This window comes from Sphingomonas bacterium (assembly GCF_903643035.1).
GTDB lineage: Bacteria > Pseudomonadota > Alphaproteobacteria > Sphingomonadales > Sphingomonadaceae > Sphingomonas.
In genome coordinates this window covers 1-3408 of sequence record NZ_CAHJWW010000287.1, presented here as the reverse complement: position 1 = coordinate 3408, position 3408 = coordinate 1, and the positions used below count along the sequence as shown (strand labels likewise).

The window sequence follows — 3408 nt, the reverse complement described above, 5'->3', positions numbered from 1 at the left end:
GCCGGGCACCGGCCCGATCCGCAGCGCGCGGACCGTCTGCCCAAGCGCCTCGACGACCGCGGTCCATGCCGCCGGCGATGCGTCGCGCGCCGCGGGAAAGCCGCGGAACGGCCAGTAGCAGCCCGGCACCTGAGCCAGGCCCAGCACGCGCGGACCCCTGTCCACCATCGGCAGCGCGATCGGCGGCGCGCGGCGACGGCCGCCGTCGCCCTGATCCTGATCCTCGACCAGCAGCGTGCGCGGGCGACCCCCATAGGCGTCGATCGCGCCCGCGAACCAGCCGTGCCGCAGGAAGCGGCGGTCGGCCCGATCGCAGGCCGCCACCGCGTCGATCGCCGCCGGCAGGCCGTCGACCCATGTCGCCCGGACGTCCGGCGGCAGGCGCGTGAAGGCGGAGAGCGGCAGCGCGACGGTCACGGGCGCGGGTGTAGCGCGCGCATCCTTACCGCGGGGTTGCGCTTGCCGCCCGCGTCACGCCGCGCCAGACGTGGGCGATGCAGTTCTCGCCCGCCGTGTCCACGATCGCCGACACGATCCAGCTGTCGCTGTCGCCGGTGTTCATGCTGGCGGGCGTCGCCTCGCTGCTCAACCTGCTCGCGCTGCGCCTCGCCCGCGTCGTGGACCGCGCGCGCATCCTGGAGGACATGCACCCGCGCTCGACCGGCCCCGACCACGACCGCCACGTCTGGGAATTGCGGCTGCTCGACCGGCGCATGACGCTCATCACCCTGGCGCTGTATCTCGGCGTCGGCTGCGCGATCCTGACCAGCGCGATGGTGGCGCTGCTGTTCTCGGCCGAGCTCTTCAAGCTGCGCATCGGCCGCTACATCGCCGCCGCCTTCATCGTCGCGATGGCGCTGCTGACCGCCAGCCTGGTGACGTTCATGGTCGAGGTCCACCAGTCGCTCCGCGCGGTCCGGGTACGGCCGGAACTGCTGGAGCGGTGAGGGGGAGGGATGGGAGGTTGGCGCCCGGACATCGCCGGTCAATCGATCGGCGCGCGACGCCGGAACCGGTCGCTCGACGCGCTTGCTTCATTCCCGTTCCTCCGTGTTTGACGGACGGTTTTGGGAAAGAGCATTCGGGAACAGATTTCGGGAAAACCAAACTCGCGCGCGACCGCCCGACCGACCGCGATCGCGTTTCCCCGCTCCACGTTCGTTTGTGGGAAGCGCGGAATGCGACGAATGTCACTGGACCATAGACGACGGGTTTGGCACCCTGTTGTCATGACCTTCGCGTTTCACATCGCCATTGCGAGCAGCGGACAAATTAACCGCCCGGCCTGATGCGTCGGGCCGAGTCTATCCGCATGTGAAAGTCACGATGCCACGCGCATCTGCGAAGGTTCTCGATTATGTCCTTAGAACATCCGATGCTGCACCTTGTCTGCGGCAAAATAGCTGCTGGTAAATCGACGCTTACAAGTGCCTTAAGGCAACAGCTTAATACGATACTGGTAAAAGAAGACTACTGGCTAGCTCGCCTCTACCCCGGCGAACAAAACAGCCTTGCGGATTATGTACGCAATGCAACACGGCTGCGTGATGCCATGACCGGTCACTTGGTCGATCTTCTGCAATCTGGAATGTCGGTTGTGTTAGATTTTCCGGCTAATACGCCAGTCAGCCGAGCGTGGATGCGCTCCCTGTTCGAACAAGCTGGATGCGCTCACCAGCTTCACTTTCTCGATGTGGCAGACGATGTTTGCAAGAGCCGGCTTCATCATAGGAACGCCAGCGGCACGCATGAGTTCAACGTCAGCGACGAGGATTTTGCTTTATTTACCAGACACTTTGTTGCCCCTGCACCCAGCGAGGGATTTAACGTGGTGTTACATCGTCCATGACGATCAACCCTCCGCCATCGTGCCTTGAGCGTGATAGCGGAGGGGTAGCTTGCTGATTGTCCATTTCTCGATCGATTCTGAGAAAGCCGCCTCGTGTCCACCGTCCCTCCTTTGCGAGAAGGAAGGATCGTCAGATTTGCCCCGCCTTCACCAATCGTCCCAGCAAGGCGTTCACGCGGGTCTGCCATCCGGGGCCGCTGCCACGCAGATGCTCGACCGTTGCGGCGTCCAAGCGGATTTTGACTTCTACCTTCGGCGCTGCCAGCCTCGGCCGGCCACGCCGCGAAGGCGTCATGCCAGCCATGAACGCAGCATCCAGCGGCGGGTTGTCGTCGTGAGTCCCGGGATCAGACTTGGCCATAGTAGAACCTCACCTCATGCTTTTCGGCGGGGCGCAGGCTGATGGCGCGCACCGCATCCTCGCGAGAGCCTCCGGTGAACACCAGCACGTGCAGGCGATCAGCGATCAGACCAAGAGCTACGAACCTGATCTCTCCGTAATCGAAGCGGTCGTCCTCGCGCTCCAATGCCGTGTCCCAATCGAACCCTTCCGCCGCCTCCAGCGACAGGCCGTGCCTGGTCACATTTGCGCGATCCTTGGCAGGGTCGAACTCGATCTCCATGGATGTTCATAGGCCCGATTCGTGGCGCTGAAAACAATTATTGTGCACCCGAAAACTGTCAGCGTTCCGCCTTCCAAACCGGGTCGCAGCCGACAGGCAGGCGGCGCGTTGGATCATCTCCGAAGCTCGATCGTTTTCGGGAAAGGCAGCTACGGCCGTCCACTCGCCTGAAAGCCGCCTGTCGGCTCCCCACCCAAACCGTCACCAGCCTACCGCGTCCCGTCCACCCCCGGCCCCGCATCGACCGTCGGCAGATATCGCGGCGCGGCCCGTGCGTGGGCGCGCTGTTCGTAGGCGTAGCCGGCGCCGAGCAGCGTCGCCTCGCCGTGCGCGGTGGCGATGAACGACAGTCCGGCGGGCAGGCCGCGCACCAGCCCCATCGGCACCGTCAGGTTGGGATAGCCCGCGATCGCCGGCAGCTCGGACGAGGACGGGCCGGAATACTGGTCGCCGTGGACCGGATCGCTCAGCCAGGCCGCGTCGTAGGTCGGCTCGACGAGCAGCGCGACGTTCGCGCCGGCCAGCATCGCGTCGATCCCCTCGCGCCCCGCGAGCCGCAGCGATTTCGCGCGCGCCGCCAGATAGGCGGGATCGGCGAGGCCCTTGGTCCTGGCGGACTCCTCGAACAGCTCCTGCCCGAAATACGGCATCTCGGCATCGGCGTGCGCGGTGTCGAAGGCGATCACCTGGTCGAGCGTGCGCGCCGTCACCGCCGGCGGGGTGGTCGCGAGATACGCATCAAGGTCGGCCTTCAGCTCGGTCGCCAGCACCAGATGCTCGGCGGCGCCGATCCCCTCCGCCCTGGGCCGTTCCACCTCGACCAGCGTCGCGCCGGCGGCGCGCAGCACGCCCAGCGCCCGTTCGTAAAGCGCGGCGAGCGCGGGGCTCATCTCCGGCCGGACCACGCCCACGCGGACGCCCCGCAGCGCGCCCGCC

Annotated in this window: 5 protein-coding genes and 1 pseudogene; 2 read left to right on the top strand and 4 right to left on the bottom strand. The window is 66.1% G+C overall.

The features are described 5' to 3' along the window. Positions 1 to 417, bottom strand: a pseudogene (locus HUV01_RS13970) (GNAT family N-acetyltransferase); the annotation flags it as partial. Positions 418 to 494: 77 nt separating this feature from the next. Here HUV01_RS13970 and HUV01_RS13965 point away from each other — a divergent pair. Both HUV01_RS13965 and HUV01_RS13960 read left to right on the top strand, forming a co-directional pair. Next, positions 495 to 947 (top strand): DUF2721 domain-containing protein, encoded by a 453-nt coding sequence (locus HUV01_RS13965; RefSeq protein WP_174298821.1) that lies wholly within the window; start codon positions 495 to 497, stop codon positions 945 to 947. Positions 948 to 1375: 428 nt separating this feature from the next. After that, the gene (locus HUV01_RS13960) at positions 1376 to 1849 is read left to right on the top strand and encodes an AAA family ATPase (protein ID WP_217431019.1); all 474 of its coding nucleotides are present in this window, start codon (positions 1376 to 1378) and stop codon (positions 1847 to 1849) included. A gap of 130 nt (positions 1850 to 1979) precedes the next feature. Here the strand turns inward: HUV01_RS13960 and HUV01_RS13955 are convergent, their stop codons facing one another. From HUV01_RS13955 to HUV01_RS13945, 3 genes are all read right to left on the bottom strand, one after another. Continuing rightward, a complete protein-coding gene (locus HUV01_RS13955; protein ID WP_174298819.1) occupies positions 1980 to 2210 on the bottom strand; it encodes a BrnA antitoxin family protein in 231 nt (76 codons plus the stop codon). Beyond that, positions 2197 to 2472, bottom strand: coding sequence for a BrnT family toxin (locus HUV01_RS13950; RefSeq protein ID WP_174298818.1), 276 nt, complete (start codon positions 2470 to 2472; stop codon positions 2197 to 2199). The genes HUV01_RS13955 and HUV01_RS13950 overlap by 14 nt, the downstream gene beginning before the upstream one ends. Before the next feature lie 209 nt (positions 2473 to 2681). Beyond that, positions 2682 to 3408: amidase family protein (locus tag HUV01_RS13945; protein WP_254606676.1), on the bottom strand; the 727-nt coding region annotated here is incomplete at its 5' end.